Raw genomic sequence first — 22,726 nt, 5'->3', positions numbered from 1 at the left:
AAACCGGACGGTTATTTAAATTAGTCAAGCAATCAGAATTCGATTGGCAGCCAGCCTCGATTAGCCAACTACGATGTTAACCAGCTTTCCTTTTACCGCGATTACTTTCTTCACGGTTTTGCCAGCCATAGCTTCCTGTACCTTCTCAGAGCCCATCGCCAATTCTTGCAGAGCCGCTTCATCCGCGTCCTTGGAAACAAGTGCGCGCTCCACGATTTTTCCATTCACCTGTACCACGATTTCGATTTCATTATCAACAGTCCATGCTTCGTCATACACAGGCCATTCGGCATAGGTAACCGAACCCGTGTACCCCAGCTTCTCCCACAGCTCCTCAGCGATATGAGGCGCGATCGGGGAAAGCATTTGAACAAAATGCTCCATTGCCGCTTTAGGCAGACGATCTGTTTTATAAGCCTCGTTTGTAAAAATCATCAATTGGCTGATTGCCGTGTTAAAACGCAGCGCTTCAAAATCCTCGGTAATTTTTTTGATCGAACGATGCCATGTACGCTTGAAGGATTCACTTCCCAAGGTCTCGTCAGAAGATATTTTGGAATGAAGCTGACCATTATCCCCGACAAACATCCGCCAAATCCGGTTCAGGAAACGGAAATTCCCCTCAACACCGTTAATATTCCAAGGCTTCGTTGCTTCTAGCGGTCCCATAAACATTTCGTACATCCGCAGCGTATCCGCGCCGAATTCATTAACGATCTCATCCGGGTTGATCACGTTACCACGCGATTTACTCATTTTTTCGTTGTTTTCACCCAAAATCATACCCTGATTGACCAGCTTGTGGAAAGGCTCTTTCGTTGCAACCACACCCAGATCGTACAACACCTTATGCCAAAAACGTGCGTACAGCAAGTGAAGCACAGCATGTTCGGCACCGCCAATGTACAAGTCCACTGGCAGCCATTTTTGCTGAAGCTCCTGTGAGCATAGCTCCTTGTCATTCTTCGGATCGATAAAACGTAGATAATACCAGCAGCTGCCTGCCCATTGCGGCATCGTGTTTGTTTCGCGGCGCGCTTTCATGCCGGTCTCAGGATCTATGGTTTCTACCCATTCTGTGACAACAGCCAGTGGTGATTCTCCTGTACCAGAGGGAGCGATTTGCTCGATATCCGGCAGCAGCAAAGGCAATTGATCGACAGGGACAGTTTTCATTGTGCCATCCTCAAGATGTAGAATCGGAATCGGCTCACCCCAATAACGTTGACGGCTGAACAACCAGTCACGCAATCTGTAAGTAACCTTGCCATAACCTTTACCGTTCGCCTCCAACCATTCAATCATCGTGGCAATCGCCTGCACATTCGTCAATCCGTTCAACAGCTCTGAATTAACATGCGCTCCGTCTCCTGAATAAGCTTCCTTCGTAATATCTCCGCCTGCAATAACCTCAACAATCGGCAAGTCAAACTGCTTGGCGAACTCCCAGTCGCGTTGGTCATGCCCAGGTACAGCCATAATCGCGCCCGTTCCATATCCAGCCAGCACATAATCGGAAATCCAGATCGGTACCTTCGTGCCATTAACGGGATTGACCGCATATGCGCCTGTGAATACACCGGATTTATCCTTGGCCAGATCCGTTCTCTCCAGATCACTTTTGTGTGAGGCTTTTTCCTGGTAAACCTTCACCGCTGCGTCTTGCTCAGGTGTTGTAATGCTCGCTACCAAATCGTGCTCAGGGGCCATAACGCAGTAGGTGGCACCAAACAGAGTATCTGGGCGAGTGGTAAATACCCTCAAGCCTTCACCTTGATGACCATCAATCGCAAATACAACCTCGGCACCCTTCGATTTCCCGATCCAGTTCCGCTGCATATCTTTAATCGACTCGGACCAGTCCAGCTCCTCCAGATCATCCAGCAGCCGCTCAGCGTACTCAGTAATTCGCAGGACCCATTGACGCATCGGCTTACGTACGACCGGATGATTACCGCGCTCACTCAAGCCGTTAATGACTTCTTCATTAGCCAATACCGTACCCAAAGCCGGACACCAGTTCACAGCAACCTCGTCTACATAAGCAAGCCCTTTGTTATACAGCTGAATAAAAATCCACTGCGTCCATTTATAATAATCCGGGTCGGTCGTACTGACCTCGCGGCCCCAATCGTAGGAGAAACCCAGCGACTTGATTTGACGGCGGAAATTATTAATATTTTTGATCGTAATGTCTCTGGGATGCTGCCCCGTATCCAGTGCATGCTGCTCTGCAGGCAGACCGAACGCGTCCCAGCCCATCGGGTGCAGCACGTTATAGCCGCGCATTCTTTTATAACGGGAAACGATATCCGTAGCCGTGTAGCCCTCTGGATGCCCTACGTGAAGTCCGGCTCCCGACGGATAAGGAAACATATCCAACGCATAAAATTTCGGCTTGCTATCGTCCTCCAGCACTTTGAAGGATTTATGATTGTCCCAATATGTTTGCCATTTCGGCTCGATGGCCTGCGGGTTATAGCCCTGCTGTTCTTTGATTTCCTCTGTCATCCTGTTAATCCCCTTTCATTATGTCCAAACAAAAAAGCCCCTCATCGCTAGCGCAACGGCTAGGGACGAGAGGCGTGCTTCCCGTGGTACCACCCTAGTTAACAGCGAGCATGCTTTGCCCGTGTTCACTCTTCCCCTTAACGCGGGGGCAACGATCCGGTTAGACTTGTGTTTGCTCTGTTGACGTATTCAACATCAGCATCGTTCAAGCATTGACCTTCTGGCTCCAAGACGAGTTCACTCTTCCCATATGCCAGCTCTCACCCTAACACTGACTCTCTGAAAAATGGTACGTAGCTACTACTTCCTATCACTGCCGCTAGTTCATATAAGGCGATTATATGTAAAAAACGGCTGCTGTGTCAAGTCACGCCTGCTTATACACACCGTTTTTTCAATAAAATAGCCATTTGATGATGGCAAGAATGAATAAATGAGCAGGGTAAAACGATAACCAGAGCCACCGTGGAATGGTAAACGGGATTGGCCTCGCTTTGGCTCCCCAAATCAACCAGATTGTAGACACCATGCTAATAAATTGATAAATAACGCCGCCTGTCCAGTAATAGTACAGATTCAAGAAAAAATGCAATAGCAAGGCAAAATAGGAAGATGTATACCTGAAGATCAAAATCATCATCAACGCGTAGGTACCGTAATCCGTTGGAATCCAGCTGAACAACAGGAAAGCTGCACAAGCAATCAGGATTTGCAATAAAATAATCCGCGTACGTTCCATCGCAATCAATGTCAAAATGCATATAAAAAAGGTACCGATCACATTCACTTCTATATAGTCGAAGGCCCACATAAATGGAAATTGGGAAATGAGCGCTAATAATCCCAACCGCAGCACGTATTTCTGAATATTATGCGTGTAGAGGTATCCTTGAACGATACCAAAAGCATACAGCGGAAAAGCAAGCCGTCCAATAAAACGCAATACCACAAATTGATCCGGATATAAGGCTGCTCCAATATGATCAATGAGCATGGTCAGCATGGCTACAATTTGGAGAAGCTCCCGCTGCATCCCCAACGGTTTTGCCTTAACCAAGGGCTGCACAGTGCTGTTTTCATCGCTCATAGGGGTACCCCCGCTTTCTCTATTAGATAGTGTCCTCCATGCCGTGAATAAACCTCGATGACCACTATATAAAGCGGAATCGAGGTCTATTCGGCGATAGTCAGCATGATTAGAGAGTTTCCCAAATGGAAAAGATAACAATATCAGCTGTCAGCGGAACATCGGCAGCTCCGATCACACAAGAACGAGGTGGGCCATATGTTGGGTATCATGAACGGAATTTTGTTAGCTTTACCACTATGGGGAATCATTTTATGTATATGGAGTCTACTTATGAAGCTGTAGCAGCGCAGGAGCGTTGGTTTATATGGAGTCCAACTGCTTCCTCGCTACAAAAAAGGCGCGCTGCGTCGTATCTGTTGCAGGCTTCCATACAAAATCACCATAACAAGCCACTTCGTTAAAACCGACAGCCAATAACTGCTGCTTTAGCCATGAAAGCGAATAAGCACGCTGCGAATGATATTCCTCTAAACGCTGGAAATAGTCCCCTTGTTCATAGCCTGATTTTCCGATGTTCGCAGGAACCTGACTAAATATGGTTAGTGAATGCTCGATTTCACAGCGTTCCTCATCCAGCTCACTCGTCCAAATATAAGCAATGTCGTCTTCATTTAGAAAAAAAGGCTGTTCCTCCGCATAGCTTTCCAGCTGCAGAGGGGTGTGGACATCGAATACAAATATACCTCCAGCTTTGAGACCATCGTATGCCTGCCTGAATGCCTGCTGCACATCCTCTTCCTCCAGCAAATAATTCATACAATCACACAAGGAGATTACCGCATCAACCTGGACCGGCAAGGACCAGTCGCGCAAATCCTGCTGCAGCCAAGTCACTCTACCTTTTCCCTGAAAAAGATGCTGAGACTCAGCTTCTTGTGCCTTTTGCTGTGCTACCGCCAGCATATCCTCTGACAAATCGATGCCATAGACTTCGTGACCTTGCTGCGCAAGCGGCAGCGCTAGACTACCTGTACCGCACCCGAGATCTGCAATCGTTTGTGGAAGCCCATATTGTTTCCAGCACTGCTGCAGAAATTCCAGCCATTCAGCGTAAGGCATGCCCTCCATCAATCGGTCATAGTAATAAGCAAACTGATTATAAGCCACAATCATTCAACACCTTTACTAATTGACAATTCACAGCTATTTATTCTCCGTCCGACTGACTCTCAGTCTTGAGCTCCTGATTATCCTCAGGTTGTTGCCCCTGCTTCAGATGAGTCCAGCTGCCTTCCTGATACACAAGGCCTTCACGCATTAATTTACCAATAGCCCGCTTAAAAGCCGATTTACTGATCTGAAACCGTTCATTAATGGCATCCGCCGGGGACTCGTCCGAATAAGGCATGGAACCGTTTGGTCTTTCACGCAAAAAGGCAAGAATCCGCTCCGAGTCCTCATCCCGTCCAACCTCTTTCACAGCCTTCATTGAACAGTTCACGTTGCCATCCTCGCGAACAAAGCTTATCCGTACATCAACCTGCTCACCGAGACGCAGCTTTCTGGTACGATCAGTGGAGTGGATCATACCAATGACACCAAATCCAACAACGCCTCCGTCACAAACAACAAAGGTACCCATCTGCAGCGGCTTGTATACTCTTGCGCTAACCCAGGTATTTTTCCAGCTGGTTGGAGCGTCAAAGCACATCGGCTTAAGCTCAGCCTCACCGGCAACTCTTGCCAGCAATCGGCCTTGTCGGTCATGGGCAAGTTCAACAAACACCTTATCCCCTACTTGGGGTCGAAGCTCACGCAGATCGGGTTGTTCCCTGAATGGAAGCAGCAAATTGCGACCTAAGCCCATTTCCAGAAAACAGCCGAACCGCGGGTGAATATCGACAACTTCCAGAAGTGCAATCTCACCCAGCTGGATCAATGGTTTTTTCATCGTACTGGCAAGACGATCCTGTGTATCATAGAACAAGAACACATCTACCGAATCACCTGGCTTAATCGTTCCTACGACCTCACTGTAATGGAGCAATACTTCCTGAGTGCCATCCGTTACAAAATAGCCGTGTGGAGCGATTTCCTTGGCAACCTTCAGTTTATAAGTTCTTCCTGCATCCAATATCATACGCGTTCTACCACCTTGGCATCTGACCAAAGACGCTCTATATTATAATATTCCCGATCTTCACGATGGAAAACATGAACAATCACATCGCCTAAATCAACCAGTACCCAACGTGCTGTATCCATACCCTCTAATCCACGTACGCGACCACCATTTTGTTCAGCTTTTTTACGAATTTCCGTAGCAATAGCCTGAACCTGTGTTTCTGAATTACCATGGCATATAACAAAATAATCCGTAATCAGCGAAACCCCCTGTAGGTTTAACGCGATCAAATTCATTGCTTTTTTATCTTCAGCTGCTTCGACAACTAGGTCTACTAATTTTTCTGGTGTAAGACTCATTTCATTTCCTCCTCGATCTCACTGTATTGCAATTTCTACTTAGCTGGGTTTACTTTCAATTCAATCTATCCAACGGATTTCACTTCATCCACTAGACCGTTTCTTGCTTCTATCGTTAGCGGATACACCTTTTTTCCCTTTTCCAGCAAAAAAATGATCGTTCCATCAAACGCCATCAAGAGAGCTTTCTCCATACTATATTCGGCGATTTCTCGAATCTTATGCACACCCGGAAAATCTCTTCCAGGTTCGATATAATCTGCGAGACAAACGATTTTTTCCAGCTGGGTCATATGTTTACGCCCTGTTGTATGATAACGGATTGCATCCAATACCTCTTCGTCGTCAACCCCGTAATCCCGCTCTGCAATGAAAGCACCCGCATGCGCATGCCATATTTCCTTATCATACTCTAGTAAATCGGCAGGTAAGCCATGATCGCGAATCACATTACCCTGATCCTTGACCGGCCAATATTTACAAACATCATGCAGTACGGCAGCCAAATGCGCCTTGTCCGCATCACCTTGATAGCTCCTCGCGAGTAACACAGCCGTTTCCATCACACCTAACGTGTGCTCCCAACGGGCAGCAGGCATTTGTACCTTTACCGCATCAATCAGCTGTTTGCGATTCATAAATCCGATTCACCACCATATATTCATTTACTCGATCCGGCACTAAATAGCGAGCCGATTTCCCTTCAGCTTGACGCAGTCGGATCAAGCTGGATGAGAGCTCGATCAAGGGCATTTCCACAGCAATAACCGCTTTACGAATAGTTTCTGGCAGCAGATTCAAATCCCATACATAACCCGGACGCTGAAGGCCGATAAATGTAATGTTCTGCACCAATTCATCAATCCTGTACCATTTGGGCAAATACTGTACCATATCCGCACCAATAATATAGGCAAAATGAATGTTGGGATGGATTTGAAGAAGCTCGGTTACGGTATCAATGCTGTATGAAATACCGCCCTTCCTTAACTCAAAATCAAAAGGACGAAAATGGGGGTGGTCCTCGACCGCACGACATACCATGTCCCAACGCTGCTCAGGCGTAGCCAGCGGGCCTTTTTCCTTATGAGGGGGCACATTTGTTGGCATGAACCAGACCTCATCCAAAAGGGCCTGCTCACACGCGTGTTGGGCAGCAATCAAATGTCCGATATGAATAGGATCAAAGGTACCTCCCATGATTCCAACCTTCATGCTCTCACCTCTTCTAGCTCAAAAATCTATACCGGAAGCACAATTGTTTTGTGATCTTTGGACTCTTTGTACAGTACGATGATTTTACCAATAACCTGCACGAGCTCAGCATCCGCTTGTTCAGCCAATTGTTCACCAACTTCTTTGCGATCCTCGCCACTGTTATTAAGCACCGTAATTTTGATCAACTCGCGTACTTCCAATGCTTCGTTGATATGTCTGATTAAATGCTCGTTCACTCCACCCTTGCCCACCTGGAAAATCGGGTTCAAATGGTGCGCTAAAGCGCGTAAATGTCTTGTTTGTTTACCTGTTAGCATAATTATCGTTATCCTCTATTCTTGAGTAAATATAGTGATCTGCGATCGGGCTTAACATGAATTCAAAATTGCAGCAAGCTCCGAGTCTACGTGTTAAATGAATCAATGACAGCCTGACGCATAGCCGCTACAGGGGCCGAAGCACCTGTCCAGTACTCGAAAGCGTACGCACCCTGATAAATAAACATACCCAAGCCGCTGTGTATGGTTGCACCCCGAGATTCGGATTCACGTAGAAACTTCGTCACCAACGGGTTGTAAACCAGATCGCTGACTACGGTAGAATCAAGGATCAATGAAGTATCCATAGGTACATCGTTGATATTAGGGTGCATACCGACCGAAGTATTATTCACGATCAAACCGACCTTACCGACAATGTCACCAATCTCATCAAGCCCTAAACCAGTGGCAGTGGTGAAGCTGGACATGGATTGCGCAAGTTCTATGGCTTTATCACGGGTGCGATTGGCAATATAGATATGTGCCGCGCCCTCCATGGCTAGTGCATATCCGACTCCACGTGCTGCGCCCCCAGCTCCGAGCATTAATATATGTTTACCACGTAAATCGATTCCGGTTTCTTCTTTCAAGGACCTCACGTAACCGATACCATCGGTATTATGGCCAATAAGACGCCCATCCTCATTGACAATCGTATTGACTGCTCCGATGATCCGGGCGCCTTCATCGATTTCGTCCATGTAATCCATGACCTCTACCTTATGTGGAATGGTAACATTAACACCACGAAATTGCAGCGCACGGATTCCTTCAATAGCAGACTTAAGCTGGCCCGGCTTAATATGAAATGCCGCATAAGCCGCGTTAATTCCCGATTCCTCAAAAGCGCGATTCAGCATAATCGGCGATTTGGAATGGCGAATCGGATCCCCGAATACACCATACAAAATCGTGTTGCTGTCCAGTTTCTGTTTCCCCATTATTTCTTCGTTCCTCCCGCTTTATATCATTGCCTCACGTACAGCAACCTTAACTCCCTTGGGAACATGAATAGCCAGATCGGCACCACTATCGCTGTTTACTTTAATCCAGCCGAGGCCCGATATCGAAACGTCGTATATTTTACCCTTCGGAATACGTACAGGTACCTTGTTCAGCTTCGGCAATAGCTCCAAAGCCTCAAGAGTCGGTGGTGCGAGCATGACACCTTTATGCTCTGCATACAGCTCATCGGCACGCTCCAGCTTGGTCCGGTGCGGGGTGATTGCATTGGATACATAAAAGGTAAACGATTGACGTGCACCTTGAATAAAATCAAAACGCACAAAGCTGCCGAAAAATATCGTCTGCTTTTCATTTAACTGAAATACGACCGGCTTGACGACTTTATCAGGCATCAACGTAGTCAAATCCTGCTTGCTCACAAGCTCTGTCAATCGGTGTGGGTACACAATACCCGGTGTATCGATAATAAAGGTACCATCATCCATCGGTATCTTCACCAGATCTAGAGTCGTTCCCGGGTACTGGGACGTTGTCAGTTCGGATTCCAGGTCACTATAATCACGGATCAGACGGTTAATCAATGTCGATTTGCCGACGTTCGTAGCTCCAACGACATAGATATCACGGCCATCCCGATGCTCGTCCAATGCCTTAATCACACGGTCAAAGCCCATATTCAATTTGGCCGAACACAGTACAACTTCAACAACCTTAAGACCAAATTCACTAGCCTGCTTACGAATCCAATTGACGATTCGGTTGTAATTGGTCACCTTTGGCAGCAAATCAATTTTGTTGACAACCAACACAATCGGATTATCTCCAACAAAACGCGGCAAGCCACTGATCAATGTGCCTTCAAAATCGAAGATGTCGACAATATTGACGACCAGCGATTTCGTATGGCCTACGTGACTCAGCAGCTTCAAAAAATCATTGTGGTCTAGAGTGATACCTGAGGACTCGTTATAATTTTTCATGCGAAAACAGCGCTGGCATATGATCGGCGAACGATCCAATGCTTGCGCCGGAACATAACCCAGCTTGTCCGCATGCTCCATTTGCAGCTTCACACCGCAGCCGGCACAGGCTTTTACTTCTGCAATCTCTTCTGTCATGGTTTACCTACCTTTTCATCCAACTTGTAGCTACTTTCTCGAGCGAGCGATTGACAACTTTCGTAAAAAAACCTTCATCTCCCTTTGCAATTGGAAGCACCAGAATCGTAAACAGCCCCATCCGGTTCCCGCCAAGCACGTCGGTCATCATCTGATCCCCAATAACTACTGTCTGACTTGGCAGCAGTTTCATCATACCTAGTGCTTTGTGAAAGGCCGCACTGGTTGGCTTTTTGGCCCGATAAATAAAAGGCAACAGCAGCGGTTCAGCGAATTTGCTAACCCGCAGCTTATTATTGTTGGAAACAATCACGACTTGAAATCCAATCTGTCCGACAACCTTGAGCCACTCGATTAATTCCGGTGTAGCCAGTGGTGCTTTGGCACCAACTAGCGTATTATCAAGATCTGTTATAATACCACGAACACCTTTGGCCCATAGATCATTGAGATCAATATCATATATCGTGTTGACTTGTAATTGTGGAAGCAGCCTTTTTAACAAAGAAATCACCTCGGGAACGATCATACCTACATACGTCAAACTATACCACAGCCAGTTAGGTGTGGCAAAATAATAATAACGATAAACAGTCAAAAGCCTGACAGCAGGCTGCCAGGCCACAGCTTCATGAACTTAAAATTGTTACTCAATCAATCTCTAAATCAAAATTGCGAACGCAGCTTTTCGACCAATTGGGTTGTGCTCTGCCAATCATCTTCTGTTATTTCTGCATTGCTGTACTTCGCTTTCTCGAAGATGGATAACACCTGCTCCAAATCGGCCTTCATCCATTTGCTCTGCTTGATCCATCGGCGGGTCGCTTCTCGCAGAGTCTCATGCTCATCACGGGTATAGCCATTTCGTCGGCAAATCCGCAGCATTCGTTCACATTCTACGATGACCTTTTGCTTCAAGAGTGAAGCTCTCCGGCGTTCAATCCGCTCTTTAACAAGATCGACTAGCTGCAGCTTCCATATCAGAAAAGCAATTAATGCAATAACAAACAGAACCAATCCACTGATACCGGCAATATGCCCTGAATTTGAAAAAACGGCCGCCTCTTCTGTAGTTTCCGGAATCTCAGGTAATGTCGAAGGATCAATCACGGTTTCCTGTAATTGCGCGGCACGCGGCAGAACAAAGCCTGATGTAGGCTCAAAAGGAATCCAGCCATATCCGCTAAAATAAATTTCAACCCAGGAATGCGCATCCGCATTACGAACGGTATATACACCTGCAGCATCAGGGTCCAGCATGCCCTGCTCAACCGACATATTCAAATATTCATCAGGTACTGTCGTAGTGCCAGAAGCATATCCCTTCACCCAACGTGTAGGAAGTCCGGATGATCTGGAAAGCACTGCCATTGCCGATGAGAAATAATCACAATAGCCTTCCTTGATTTCAAACAAGAAACGCTCTACAAAATCGCGACTTTTTCCTTTGGTGAGATCAGGCTTATTCGTGTAGGGATACGTTTGACGCAAATATTGTTCGATTTTCTTTGCCTTATCATAAGGACTCACCGTATCCTTCGTAATATCTGCTGCCAGCTGACGGACACGATTTGGTGTGTTGTCAGGCAGCTGTAAGTATTCAGCCAGCTCTGCACGGTTCGGCAGCTCCGCAGGCGCTTGACGCAAGCCCTCTTCATCCACAATCGGCATTTGTGAGACGATGGTGTACGACTTAGGAAATGCCTGACGCTGCTGTTCGTTAAATCGCAGTTCGGATTGCGATGGCGCCCAGAGCAAAGGTTCAAAACCTGTTTTGACACCACCCAGATCGACTACCTTTTGCAAGCTGAAAGCTCCGAATAATACAGGATATTTTTCCTCAGACAAAATCGTTACCGTTTGAGTAACCTCAATGGTTTTCAGCTTGCTGCCGGCAGCTCTTGGATCAGGGGCCAACGCGACATCCGCTCGTACCGTACTTACAGGAGCACGTCTATCGCCTTCCCCGAGCTCCCAGCCCTTACCGCTGTAAAAGCTGCGTGTCTCGCCACGCCAATAGCTTCGATGTGAGGTTTCTACAGTCATAACCGGAGTGAAATCGAATTCAAATCCCCCACCAAGAGCCGTGTCATTGCGACTGTATCCGGAAGAAGCATCCCCCGAAGCCGTAGCAGCTGCAACCTCAACACCTTTACCTGTGGTAAAATTAACCGGTTGGCCTTGAAAATTACGCCATGCCGTATATGGATCGGTCAATACAGGACTGACTTCCGGCATGATGGAACCAATTGATAACGTCAAACAGACCAATGTAATAACCGGAACCGAGATTGACGTCGGATAATCAGCGAGGTAGCTCCACGCAGTCGGATCTTTTTGACGCAGCCGCTGAAAATGACATAAGATCAACAGGAACAACCCGCAGCCCACCACCATCACTACCTGAGGCCACAAATATACATTTGAGAAGGAATCACGGATACACATCGCGAGAACACTGACGATCATCAGCAAATAAACTCTCCACTTGACCTCTACCCACCAGATCAATGCCAGATAAATAACCCAGGTGCTCAGTGCAAACCATAAATAGGGCGTCAATTGATATAAATTCAGAAAAAGCTGCGAAGAAAAATAGCTGGATACCGACACATCTTCAATGATTTTATAATCAAGTAAAACATGAGCGTTAAGAGCAATTACAGCAATCATTTGTATCAAGCCGCGCACTAGCCAGTGAAGCCTCGGAATATGTTCCAGAAGAAAGGTTACTAGCAGTGTTAGTTGAACAATACGTACAGTCTCCGGGAGCCATAATCCATTTTCTTTTGTAATCCAGCTAACAAATTGCAGTAACAGCAAGCCAACCAGCAAAACCGTCAACCGATGCGGCCAATCTGTCAAAAGCATGCGTCGCCACACAGGTGTCCTCTCAACCATCAGCTCGCTCATCCACTTCTCCCTCCCAGCACAACCGGAAGCTCATGAAGTGAATGGATCGGATACCCAACCACACCAACCGATTGCAGTCTTTTCAGCCAAGCCTCTTGATCGGTAGCGCCCGAACATATCCATAGGTGACAAGGATTCAACTGAAGCTGCTTAAGCCAATTAAAAATTTGTATTACCGGCTCACCATACTGCGGAGTTATTAAGGTAATAAAGCTGCCGGGAACCAGGTGCTGCACCTTTTCCCTCAATACTTGACGAAGATTGTATGTGCCGTCAGCCTCCACGTGAATAAAATGCTGTTGAACCGCTTTTAGCAGATTTTGACCAGGCTTGGGCTCGAAATACACATCATCCGCTCCTGTAGACACCAGGCCCAGAGCCAGACTGCGACCGGCCCCGTATTGAAACAAAGACGCAGCAACAGACACAGCGAGTTCAAAATCCTCCGGATCTCCGTATGCTTTGCGGTTACGATCCAGAATCAGGTAGGTTTTGGGCAAAGACTCCCTCTCAAATTCCTTTGATTTCCAGGTTCCTGTTTTGGCTGTCGCATTCCAGTGAATACGAGACAATCGATCCCCATAAATATACTCGCGAACGCCATTGATCTGCGTAGTTTCACGCACTGCACGAGTCGTTGTAGAATGGTGGTTTGTGCCTTTCATCATTTGATGATATTGCTGCCATTCGCGGATTTGCACGGTTTGCGGCAGGACTACAATGCTATTGGGCAGCTTTAGAGTACCACTATGCTCAAATAATCCAAATATATCTTCCGTTACACATTCGGTCGTACCAAAGGTATAGGAACCTCTGCGCAATGCAGGTGTCCGGTATTCCCACTCTCCGCGACGTCTCCAATCGGGAACTATCGTCGATTCAAATGCGAGCTCACTGCCGTTTTTGTGAGTCAAGCGATCTTTAACAAATATATAAGGCATTGGCCAAAATCCAGGAATTTGCAATTGAATCGTGACTGTGAGTGAGCTGCCCGCTTCCATTGTATTAGTCGTTTCGGCATTATGCAGTGTCCGTGCACCCTGTGTCCGTTTGATGCCGCTCCACTGTCCGAGCAACAAATAGATGCTTAAAACGAGCATGACCACAAACAGCATAAGTGCCAGCTTCCCGCCTTGAAACAACAGAAAGCCCAAACTTCCCAGCAAGCTAAGCAGGACCGCCCAAAATTGTTTGCTCATACGTGGTAATTCGGTAAGCTTCTGAACGATGGCTTCTCGCATCCTGCTCACTTCTCCATTCGTACGGGTACTCTCACCTGTTGAAACACAGACTGCAATACGGATTGCACCGTAGCACCGTCCATCCGGGCTTCAGCATTCAGAATGAGGCGATGCCCCAACACGTATGGAGCCAAAAACTTGATGTCGTCCGGGATTACATAATCCCTTTCCTGCAGTAATGCAAAGGCTTTAGCTGCCTGTACCAACGCCAGGGTCGCACGGGGACTTGCGCCAAGAAAAATCGAAGTGTGCTCACGGGTTTGCCTTGTGATAGAAACGAGATAGCTGGCGACCGCATCATCCAGATGTACCCGCTTCGCTCTTTGCTGCATCCCGAGTATGTGTTCAATATCAGCTACAGGCTCCAGCTTCTCTATGGGATGTACGATGCTTTGTGAAATAATCATTTTCGTTTCAGTTGCCTCATCCGGGTAGCCCAGACTGAACTTCATCATGAAACGGTCTAGCTGCGCTTCCGGCAGTGTATACGTTCCTTCAAAATCAATCGGATTTTGCGTAGCTAACATCATGAATGGCTGTGGCAGCTCATGCGTGTCACCATCCACGGTAATATGGCGTTCTTCCATTGCTTCCAGCAAAGCAGATTGGGTCTTGGTAGTGGCCCGGTTAATCTCATCTGCCAGCAAAATATGTGTCATGATTGGGCCAGGTCTGAAGATGAACACTTCATCTTTTGGATGATATATCGAAACTCCAGTAATATCGGTGGGAAGTAAATCAGGATTGCATTGAATACGTCGGAATTGACCACGGATTGATTTGGCTAATGATTTGATTAAAATCGTCTTCCCTGTACCGGGTACGTCCTCCAAGAGAACGTGTCCGCCTGCTAACATGGCTGTCATAAGTAATTTAATTTCATCTGTCTTACCGAGGATGCAAGACTCCAAATTCGCTTGTATGCGCTTTAGCACTCCTATATCTTCACTGACAATGGCCTCCATGTTCCTGATCCTCCTTGGGGTGTATATAATAAGTGGGCAGAGCGTTTCTCTTTCTATTTTACAGGATTAAAAAATGGCCGTATACGTGCAAATACGCTAAAATTGTTTGTAAAATTACACATTTGGAGACATTTTGAAAACAGAAAAACTCCAAAGGACTAGCCCCTGGAGTGCAACGGACCTTATTAAGGTTACGTACAATACTTGCATTTGGTTTCATCAAATGGGAACTTTACCCTCGCGGCCTGCAAACGAGAGCGGCCAGAAATGAAAAGATAATCGCGGATGATATACCGGCGCTTGTCACATTAAAAATACCTGTGATAATACCTATGGCACCATCCTCTTTAAGCTCCTGTAGAGCTCCGTGAACGAGCGCATTCCCAAAGCTTGTAATCGGTACCGTCGCGCCAGCACCCGCAAAGCGAATTAACGGATCATACCAGCCGATTCCATCCAACACCGCGCCGCTCACAACAAGTGTACTCATGGTATGTGCAGGGGTAAGCTTCCCCACATCCATAAGCAGTTGACCAACCACACATATCGCGCCACCGATAATAAACGCCCAGACAAAATCCATAAAGGTTTCCAAACTTAGTTCACCCCACTTTCAATAGCTACAGCATGAGCGATACAGGGTATGCTTTCCCCTTGTTGAAACGAGAGCGGTGACAGCAGAGCACCAGTAGCGATGATTAGAACTTTACGATAATCGCCTTTAATCAGCTTTTTAAGAATGTGACCATAGGTCACCACGGCCGAGCATCCACAGCCGCTCCCCCCTGCTATAACAGGCTGCTTCTCACGATCATAAATCATCAGGCCACAGTCGTTATACGTAGTTTGATGAATGGGTATCTTGTGCTTAATGAGCAATTCATTGGCAATATCATAGCCGACCTTGGCCAAATCGCCTGTTACAATTAAATCGTAGTACCCAGGTTCTCTGTCAAAATCCTTAAAATGCGCCTGCATCGTATCGACCGCGGCAGGTGCCATCGCTGCCCCCATATTAAACGGATCCTTTATGCCCATGTCCACTACGCGACCGATGGTTGCACCAGTGACAACCGGTCCCTTTCCATGTCGTGAGACTACAGCTGCTCCTGCACCTGTTACCGTATATTGAGCAGTGGGAGGCTTCTGTGAGCCATATTCGGTCGGGTAACGAAACTGTTTCTCTGTGGTGCAATTGTGGCTGCAGGTTCCAGCCATTACATCATTTGCATAACCTGCATCCGTCAGCATGGATGCTACCGCTAACCCTTCCATTGAGGTGGAGCATGCCCCGAAAATACCGATGTATGGGATTGCTAGCGTTCGTGCGGCAAATGTACTGCTTATTATTTGATTCATCAAGTCGCCACCTACATAGAACTGAAGCTTTTCTTTTGTCAATCCTGCATTTTCGACAGCGAGCTTGGCGGCTTCATCCATCAATTGACGCTCTGCCTTTTCCCAGCTATCCTGCGCGAGAATCATATCCCCGTGAACAATATCGAAATCATCACCCAGTGGTCCCGCCCCCTCCTCAGGGCCAACGACAGTGGCAACACCCGTTATGACGGGTCGATTCTGAAATGCCCAGCTTTGATGTCCCTGAAGCATCGCTCATCCTCCTATGTTAAAAACTAAATGAACCAGTCCGACAACAAAGGCAGCCACGATGCCGAACACAATAACGGATCCGGCTAATTTAAACATGTTTCCACCCACACCTAACACAAAACCTTCACTTTTATGCTCAAGAGCTGCTGAGCACATCGAGTTGGCAAACCCAGTTACGGGAACTGCTGAACCGGCTCCTGCCCATTGCGCAAGCTTGTCATACCATCCAAAGCAGGTAAGAATGACTGACAATAAAATAAGCACGGCCACTGTAGGATTACCTGCCTTTTCTGCCGGAAACCCGAACGCATGTATGAACATTTCAGTTAACCCTTGACCTATCACACAAATGATCCCTCCGACTAAAAAAGCCCTCAGGCAGTTTTTCAGAACCGGCCGGGATGGCTCCTTCTTTTTGGCCAACACTTGGTATTCCTGCTGTGTCCAGGTCAATTTTTGCTTGGTTTTTGAAGCCATTTCATCGCTTCCTTTCTTATCTTTTTAATACGGGCTCAAGCAGCCTGATTTGCTTTTGCAGCTGCAAGGTGCAGTCCTCGTACATTTTCTTCGCCGATACATCTACTGTTGATAAGCCATATAAGGTTAAATCTGCCTCGCATTTTTTGATCGTAGCCCATAGCAGCCTTCTTTCGTTATTTACCGGCAGCTTGAGCATATCGTCATACAAATCGACATACAGCGCTCCATACGAATCAACAGTCCCCAGAAACACATTGTCTACTGTTACGCCGATTTTCTCCAATTCTGTCCTGAGCCATCCAGGATTTAAACCTGCTGTTGCGAGCGGCTCTTCCATGATATTACCGTCCATAATAACAGCCTGTGAAGCCTGTTCAGGTGCAGTTTGAATACCAAGATGCTTGGCTGTAAGCGGCTGATTCTCCTTCTTTAACATGACGCTCAGCTCTCCACTTGCCTCCAGCATTGCAAATTCGACCTCCGCCGGATTAAATACGCTTTTGGTTCGAAGCTGCTCCAGCAATTCATCCACCGTATAACGTTCTTTCTTGAGGTTCTTTTCCATGACCTTACCTTCCTTGATCATGACCGTTCCCTTCCCCTCGAACCAGCCCCTCAGCGTTACGCTTTTCAGCGTAATCAATTCCAATCCGAGCGGCACCAAAGCCCACACCAATAAGGCAACAATACCGTGCATATAATTATTTTCGATATCGGTCGATATAAAACCAGCCAGCTCACCCAGAGTTATACCTGTTATATATTCAAAAAAAGTGAGCTGGGAAATCTGCTTTTTCCCTAATAACCTTGTCAGTATAAACAGCATCGCGATAGCTCCAAGCGACCTGACAGCAATGTGTACCCAATCCATCCCCATTCTCTCCTTCCCGGAATAAACCTCACCGTAACATTATTTGCATCATTGCTCAGACTTATGGTTTCTAAATTATTCCAGTCATGATTTCAAAAATTGTGAGCACAATGTAAAAGGTGAAACACAAGGAGGTGAACAATCATGACTGTAGCATCTAGCGTAAAGACTACACTGGCCTCGTTAAAAAGTGCACAAGCGAGCTTAGAGACCTTTGCTCTGAGTACACAAAATCAGGAAGCCAAGCAGATTTTTGAGCAAGCTGCTCAAACAACCCAACAAGTTTGCGATCAAATCAGCGGACGTGTTCAGCAACTGGAAAGTGAAGAGCCTCAATACAAGGGCTTTTAACTAATTGGAGCTTATAGGCTGAACGCCATCCACGAAATTGACTAAAGCTTGTCCAAATATAAAAAGCCTTGTGACTGTCAACTTATGGCAGTTCAAGGCTTTTTATATGAATTACATACCATTTTGTTCAACCCAATATCCATAAAAATATAAGTAATAAAATGTAAAGTACAAGTACTAAGATAAGATTAGTATGTTTTTTCATATGAACAGGCTCCCATCTACCCATAATGTTCCCGATCTATCCTATGTCACGGTAATTTGTTTGGAATGTGTATATGCCTATATGGAATTTAATGATATAATACGTTCATTGTTCACGTTAACATAAACTTATTTTGCGGGAGGGTTCTCTTCTATTATGACGATTCGTTCGAAGGAGCATCTGTATTCATTTGTTACGGAAACGGTAAGGAATACACAAGTAACCGATATTCACACACATTTATTTGCAGAATCGTTCGGTGACCTGCTTCTATGGGGTGTCGATGATTTATTAACGTACCATTACCTGATTGCCGAAACCTTTCGTTTCAAACCCGAATTATCTTACGATGTATTTTGGGCTATGAGCAAGCAGCAGCAGGCCGATTTAATATGGCAAACTCTATTCATTGAGCACTCACCTTACAGTGAAGCATGTCGTGGTGTTGTCACCGTGCTGAACAGACTCGGTTTTGATTTAAGTACGCGGGATCTGAACATGTATCGTGAATATTACAACAACGTCAGCGCCAAAGATTATATTACTCGCATATTGGATCTTGCCAAGGTTAAAACTGTCGTCATGACGAATGATCCATTCGATAGCTTTGAACGTGAGAAATGGTCTCAAAATCATCCGCAGGATCCTCGTTTTCTTGCTGCACTTCGAATCGATCCTCTGCTGAATGCGTGGGATTCGAGCTGGACTCTGCTTGTAGAGCAAGGCTATGAGGTTAAATCCGACTTTTCGGGAAATACAATTACTGAGATTCGTCGTTTTCTAACCGATTGGATTGGGCGCATTAATCCATTGTACATGGCGGTTTCACTGCCTAATGACTTTGCCTATCCTGAGGATTCTTCGCGTGGACGGATCATTGACGAATGTATCGTTCCTGTTGCGCGCGAAGCTAACATTCCGTTTGCCATGATGATCGGTGTTAAACGTCAGGTTAACCCGTCATTGAAGGGCGCTGGAGACAGCTTGGGAAAAAGTGATATCGGAACAGTGGAACGCATCGTCAGCAAGTATCAGGATGTGAAATTCCTAGTGACTATGCTTTCTCGTGAAAATCAGCATGAGCTCGCCGTTACTGCGCGCAAAAACCGTAATTTATTAATTTTCGGCTGCTGGTGGTTCCTGAACAATCCAAGTCTTATCGAAGAAATTACCCGTATGCGCTTCGAATTGCTCGGTGGCAGCATCATTCCACAGCACTCCGATTGTCGGATTATTGACCAGTTACTTTACAAATGGGATCATTCTCGTGAAATCATTGCAAAAGTATTGTTTGAGAAGTATGATGATTTGTTGACGGCCGGTTGGCGCCTGGAGGAAGAAGAAATTCAGCGGGATGTAGATGATTTGCTCGGCGGTACCTTCTGGAAGTTTCTTGGGAAGCCAGACCCAGCAACTGTGAACTAAATCCAATTTGTAATAAACAGCAAAGGAGCACCTACCCCATTATAACAGCGGGATAGGTGCCCCTTTGTTTATTGCAGTAACTCTTATCTATTAGTTCCGTTACTTCCCCTGTGCATTTTTGAGAGCAAGCTCATCAACCGACAGCACAGCTCCATTATTCAGAGCAAGCAGCCTTTCAATGATCGTAATCGCCTGAGCTCTTGTAGTCGTTTCCTGTGGTGCCAGTTCTCCATTATTAAATCCTTGCAGGATTCCTTTTTGGACAGCATTCAGCATCGCATAGGAGCTGTCTACAACAGTAGCTGCATTCTGAAGTTCTTTGTTAGTAACGCGCACAGCAATTTTTGCCATTTCTGAACGGGTAATCGGTGCGTCCCAAATGGTTTGGGTTTCTCCTGGACCATATAGCCCCGCTCTGACAAGTGCATCGACATAAGATTGGTACCACACATTATCTGTCGATGGTTGGGCTGTTGGTAGTTTAAGTGCAGCTGCCGTCAGCTTAGCAAATTCTGCTCGAGTAACAGTCCCCTCAGGCTTAAAGGTTCCATCCGGATAGCCATCCGTGTAACCTTTCTCAACGGCTGCAGCAATTTCCGCGCTGGCCCAATGACCACTTGTATCACTAAATCCGTTGGCAAATCCGGATACGATCGCTGGTGTCAAGCGGTTTTTGTAAGAACCATCACCTAATTGACCAATCGTATTGCCTCCCCAAGTCCATACCGCTCCATCAGCCGACAAAGCGACGGAATGAGCACTGCCAGCAGAAACAGCCTGTGCACCGGTAATCGCTTTTGCTTGAACAGGCATCTGCCTGTTGGTAGTCGTCCCATCACCCAATTGACCATAAACATTCAAACCCCAGGCCCATACGGATCCATCTTTTTTTACAGCAAGGGAATGATAGCTGCCTCCCGCAATGGCAGTCACTTCGTAAACACCACCAACCTGTGTAGGAATTAACCGATTGGTTGTGGAGTCATCTCCAATTTGACCATAGCCATTATAGCCCCATGCCCAGACCGTACCATCATTTCTAAGTGCCAGAGAGTGATTGCGGCCTGCCGCTATTGCTTTTACATCGCTTAACCCTGTCAGTTGAACAACTGAGCGGCGTACCGATAAAGTACCATCGCCCAGCTGTCCATTAATGTTGTCACCCCATGACCATACCGTACCATCACTGGCCAATGCCAGCCCATGGTTATATCCTGCCGCAATGGCTTTGATCCGCTTCAACCCTGGAATCTCAATAGGGGTTATGCTTGGTTTAGACGTACCGTCACCCAGAGCGCCAAAGGTATTATCACCCAGAGCCCATACCGTTCCATCCTTCTTTAATGCAATTGTAAAGGAATTTCCAGCAGCAATGTCTATGATATCCGTTAACAAGGGTGCCGCTGCTGGTGCATTCTTGTTCATTGCCGTGTTATCTGCCAGCTGGCTGTTACTATTCAAGCCCCAACTCCACACCGTCCCATCGGCTTTTAGTGCCAGAGCATGCCCGGTTCCAGTAGCTATTGAGACGATTGGGTCCAATACATCCAAGGCAATTGGTGTATTCGTACCACCGTTTCTGCCGATACCCAACTGACCAAAGGTGTTCTCGCCCCATGTCCATAGCTTGTTGTTCTTCCAAACCATTGTAAAGCTGTCACCTGACGCAAGCTTCCGTGATTGCATCTCACCATTAAAACTTCCCAATGTAGGATCGGTTATCTGGATAGTTAAGAAAAATCTTGGGACTAGCGCAGGAATGATTCGGCTAGTAGCAGCTCCGTCACCCAATTGGCCCAGCGTGCTGTTACCCCAAGCCCAAAGCGTTCCATCCGCTTTGATCACCATGGAGTGGAAAGATCCCGCTCCAATAGCAGCTGTATTTTTTAGGCTGTCAATTTTCAATGCAACGACACTATTTTTATAGTTCCCTGTTCCAAGCTGCCCATAGTTGTTCAAGCCCCAGGCGCTGACTGTGCCATCCTTATGTCGAACCAGCGCGTGTGAGTTTCCTGCCGCAATGTTCACTGCGTCATTAACACCAACCACACTTGAGGCGAAGTTCCGATCCGTAGTATTCCCGTTGCCCAGCTGGCCGGCAGCGTTAGAGCCCCAGGTAAATACCGTACCATCTTCCTTGAGCGTCATCGAAAAATTACCACCAGCGGAGATGGCTTTAGTATCGTATGTGAAATTGACTCGTGTCGGTCTGTTAACAATTTCACTGGTGTCCGCATCGCCCGCTTGGCCAAAGGTGTTGTCACCCCAAGCAAGAACATTATTATCCGAAACCAGAGCCAGCACATGATTAGAGCCGGAGGATATCGCCTTCACATTCGTAGGATAACCCAACTGTGATGGCTTACTCCTGCTCGTAAAGGTTCCATCACCCAATTGGCCTCTTGTATTATCCCCCCAGGTTACAAGGGTACCATCACTTTTTAAAGCGATAGAGTTATTGCTGCCTGCGGAGATGGCAACGACATCTTTTAAATCTTCGATCTGGAATGGGGCCGGGCGGTCGTTTAAAGTCCCATCACCTATTTGTCCTGCGTTATTTTGACCCCATGCCCATACCGTGCCATCTTTACGTAACGCGAGAGTGTGATTCATACCGGTCGCAATCGCCGTAATATCGAATAGTTCCTTCACCTGTGTAGGGGTGTATCGGGAAACGCCAGCACCTGTTCCGAGCTTGCCATGCAAGCTGTCACCCCAAGTCCACACCGTTCCGTCACCTTTCAGAGCGACCGTATGACTTAAACCACCCATCACCTGGGCGACACCGAGCATGGACGCTGCTGAAGTTGAGCTTGTGGCATTTATGGCTGAGGATTCTGCACCAGAACTACCGCTAGTTGGAGCACCCTCAGCAAAAGCAGCACCCGGCATAACCAGGCTTTGAAGCAGAAGTGCCCCTGTCAGCGAAAAAGAAAGCCAGAATTTAAGCTTATGTTTAAAACGGTTTCGAACCATTGTACAATCTCCTCCATCATGATTTATGCGGTTTATACCCT

General features: G+C 46.7%; 21 protein-coding genes. 2 read left to right on the top strand and 19 right to left on the bottom strand.

Going from position 1 to position 22,726, the window contains the following annotated elements:
- Positions 1–60: 60 nt before the first annotated feature.
- The 18 genes from leuS to BK127_RS10830 form a co-directional block, all read right to left on the bottom strand.
- Positions 61–2,511: a leucine--tRNA ligase gene (gene leuS / locus BK127_RS10915; protein WP_076230077.1), complete on the bottom strand. Its 2,451-nt coding sequence runs from the start codon at positions 2,509–2,511 to the stop codon at positions 61–63.
- Between the two features lie 394 nt (positions 2,512–2,905).
- Positions 2,906–3,598, bottom strand: a complete 693-nt coding sequence (locus tag BK127_RS10910; protein ID WP_083689227.1) for a TraX family protein — start codon at positions 3,596–3,598, stop codon at positions 2,906–2,908.
- 303 nt (positions 3,599–3,901) lie between these two features.
- On the bottom strand, positions 3,902–4,711 hold the full coding sequence (locus BK127_RS10905) for a class I SAM-dependent DNA methyltransferase (protein WP_179097453.1): 810 nt from the start codon (positions 4,709–4,711) through the stop codon (positions 3,902–3,904).
- Between the two features lie 37 nt (positions 4,712–4,748).
- Positions 4,749–5,681, bottom strand: a complete 933-nt coding sequence (locus tag BK127_RS10900; RefSeq protein ID WP_076230076.1) for a CvfB family protein — start codon at positions 5,679–5,681, stop codon at positions 4,749–4,751.
- A complete protein-coding gene (rsfS, locus tag BK127_RS10895) occupies positions 5,678–6,025 on the bottom strand; it encodes a ribosome silencing factor (RefSeq protein WP_076230075.1) in 348 nt (115 codons plus the stop codon). The genes BK127_RS10900 and rsfS overlap by 4 nt, the downstream gene beginning before the upstream one ends.
- A 65-nt stretch (positions 6,026–6,090) precedes the next feature.
- Positions 6,091–6,663, bottom strand: a complete 573-nt coding sequence (gene yqeK, locus BK127_RS10890) for a bis(5'-nucleosyl)-tetraphosphatase (symmetrical) YqeK (RefSeq protein WP_076230074.1) — start codon at positions 6,661–6,663, stop codon at positions 6,091–6,093.
- On the bottom strand, positions 6,641–7,240 hold the full coding sequence (locus BK127_RS10885) for a nicotinate-nucleotide adenylyltransferase (RefSeq protein WP_076230073.1): 600 nt from the start codon (positions 7,238–7,240) through the stop codon (positions 6,641–6,643). The genes yqeK and BK127_RS10885 overlap by 23 nt, the downstream gene beginning before the upstream one ends.
- A gap of 26 nt (positions 7,241–7,266) precedes the next feature.
- Entirely contained in the window at positions 7,267–7,560 is a 294-nt protein-coding gene (gene yhbY, locus BK127_RS10880) for a ribosome assembly RNA-binding protein YhbY (RefSeq protein ID WP_076230072.1), read from the bottom strand.
- An 86-nt stretch (positions 7,561–7,646) separates the two neighbouring features.
- A complete protein-coding gene (locus tag BK127_RS10875) occupies positions 7,647–8,504 on the bottom strand; it encodes a shikimate dehydrogenase (protein WP_076230071.1) in 858 nt (285 codons plus the stop codon).
- A gap of 21 nt (positions 8,505–8,525) precedes the next feature.
- Positions 8,526–9,647 (bottom strand): ribosome biogenesis GTPase YqeH, encoded by a 1,122-nt coding sequence (gene yqeH / locus BK127_RS10870; RefSeq protein ID WP_076230070.1) that lies wholly within the window; start codon positions 9,645–9,647, stop codon positions 8,526–8,528.
- 7 nt (positions 9,648–9,654) lie between these two features.
- Positions 9,655–10,152 carry a YqeG family HAD IIIA-type phosphatase gene (locus BK127_RS10865; RefSeq protein ID WP_076230286.1) on the bottom strand — a complete coding sequence of 166 codons (498 nt, stop codon included), beginning with the start codon at positions 10,150–10,152 and terminating at the stop codon, positions 9,655–9,657.
- Between the two features lie 161 nt (positions 10,153–10,313).
- Positions 10,314–12,560, bottom strand: a complete 2,247-nt coding sequence (locus tag BK127_RS10860; RefSeq protein WP_076230069.1) for a DUF4129 domain-containing transglutaminase family protein — start codon at positions 12,558–12,560, stop codon at positions 10,314–10,316.
- Entirely contained in the window at positions 12,557–13,801 is a 1,245-nt protein-coding gene (locus BK127_RS10855; protein ID WP_076230068.1) for a DUF58 domain-containing protein, read from the bottom strand. Before BK127_RS10855 ends, BK127_RS10860 begins: the two co-directional genes overlap by 4 nt.
- Positions 13,802–13,806: 5 nt before the next feature.
- The gene (locus BK127_RS10850) at positions 13,807–14,766 is read right to left on the bottom strand and encodes an AAA family ATPase (RefSeq protein WP_076230067.1); all 960 of its coding nucleotides are present in this window, start codon (positions 14,764–14,766) and stop codon (positions 13,807–13,809) included.
- Between the two features lie 232 nt (positions 14,767–14,998).
- Entirely contained in the window at positions 14,999–15,349 is a 351-nt protein-coding gene (spoVAE, locus tag BK127_RS10845; protein ID WP_076230285.1) for a stage V sporulation protein AE, read from the bottom strand.
- 14 nt (positions 15,350–15,363) lie between these two features.
- A complete protein-coding gene (gene spoVAD / locus BK127_RS10840) occupies positions 15,364–16,377 on the bottom strand; it encodes a stage V sporulation protein AD (RefSeq protein WP_076230066.1) in 1,014 nt (337 codons plus the stop codon).
- A gap of 3 nt (positions 16,378–16,380) precedes the next feature.
- Positions 16,381–16,854 carry a stage V sporulation protein AC gene (gene spoVAC, locus BK127_RS10835; protein WP_076230065.1) on the bottom strand — a complete coding sequence of 158 codons (474 nt, stop codon included), beginning with the start codon at positions 16,852–16,854 and terminating at the stop codon, positions 16,381–16,383.
- Positions 16,855–16,870: 16 nt separating this feature from the next.
- On the bottom strand, positions 16,871–17,728 hold the full coding sequence (locus BK127_RS10830) for a DUF421 domain-containing protein (protein ID WP_256711259.1): 858 nt from the start codon (positions 17,726–17,728) through the stop codon (positions 16,871–16,873).
- A gap of 144 nt (positions 17,729–17,872) precedes the next feature.
- On the opposite strand from BK127_RS10830, the gene BK127_RS10825 reads away from it, so the two are divergent.
- Together BK127_RS10825 and BK127_RS10820 are read left to right on the top strand one after the other, a co-directional pair.
- The gene (locus tag BK127_RS10825) at positions 17,873–18,079 is read left to right on the top strand and encodes a DUF1657 domain-containing protein (protein WP_076230063.1); all 207 of its coding nucleotides are present in this window, start codon (positions 17,873–17,875) and stop codon (positions 18,077–18,079) included.
- Between the two features lie 361 nt (positions 18,080–18,440).
- Positions 18,441–19,709, top strand: a complete 1,269-nt coding sequence (locus BK127_RS10820) for a glucuronate isomerase (RefSeq protein ID WP_076230062.1) — start codon at positions 18,441–18,443, stop codon at positions 19,707–19,709.
- Between the two features lie 99 nt (positions 19,710–19,808).
- On the opposite strand, the gene BK127_RS10815 is transcribed toward BK127_RS10820, so the two are convergent.
- On the bottom strand, positions 19,809–22,685 hold the full coding sequence (locus BK127_RS10815; RefSeq protein WP_076230061.1) for an RCC1 domain-containing protein: 2,877 nt from the start codon (positions 22,683–22,685) through the stop codon (positions 19,809–19,811).
- Positions 22,686–22,726 lie beyond the last annotated feature (41 nt).

The organism is Paenibacillus sp. FSL H7-0331, assembly GCF_001956045.1.
Note: the sequence above shows the minus strand (reverse complement) of the source record. Positions and strands in the feature narration are given on the sequence as shown.